Annotated in this window: 1 pseudogene; it reads left to right on the forward strand. The window is 25.1% G+C overall.

The features are described 5' to 3' along the window. Positions 1-450: 450 nt before the first annotated feature. Positions 451-657, forward strand: a pseudogene (locus tag U881_RS10145) (hypothetical protein); the annotation flags it as partial.

Below are 657 nucleotides of genomic sequence, written 5' to 3' on the forward strand. Positions count from 1 at the left end.
GACAAAATTACAAACAAATTTCAAAAAGGGATTTAAAAAAGAAGAAAAAATTTGAAGAAGATATTTACAAAATAACAAGCAAAAATATAAAAATAAATAAATTAAAAGGCTGTAAAAAGTTAAGGAAGTTGACTTTGTGTTAACCGAAAGTAAAAGGTAAGTTAAGAATGGAAAGATGGACTTTGTATGCTCTCATTGCAAAGTTATAAGCTACGAAAATAGGAAATAGGATATTTGGAGAGTAAAAAAGTAAGTATTTGTTAAATAAAGGAAGAAGAATACTAGATATTTATTCCTATAACACTTAAAATCATACTCCTAGCTAATTACAACCAATCCTCACGCCATATTTTACATACAATGAGAACCCTCAAAATTTGACTTAAGCTATTAGTATTTGCTAACATATTATTTGACCATTTTATTTTTTTTAAAATAATTACTTAATATATGAACTTAATGAATGATGCTAACTTGAATTTACCCGATAAACTTAATAAAACTATTGGAGACCTAGTAAAAGAAAACGAAATATTACAACAAGAATTGTCTCTAATCAAAAGCAAATTAGAAAATAAAAGTACCAAACCTAAATCTATTCCCATAAGATTTTATTTAAATGAAAAGACAATAAAACTAGTAAAAAGGTGCATAGAA

This window comes from Borrelia persica No12 (assembly GCF_000500045.1).
GTDB lineage: Bacteria > Spirochaetota > Spirochaetia > Borreliales > Borreliaceae > Borrelia > Borrelia persica.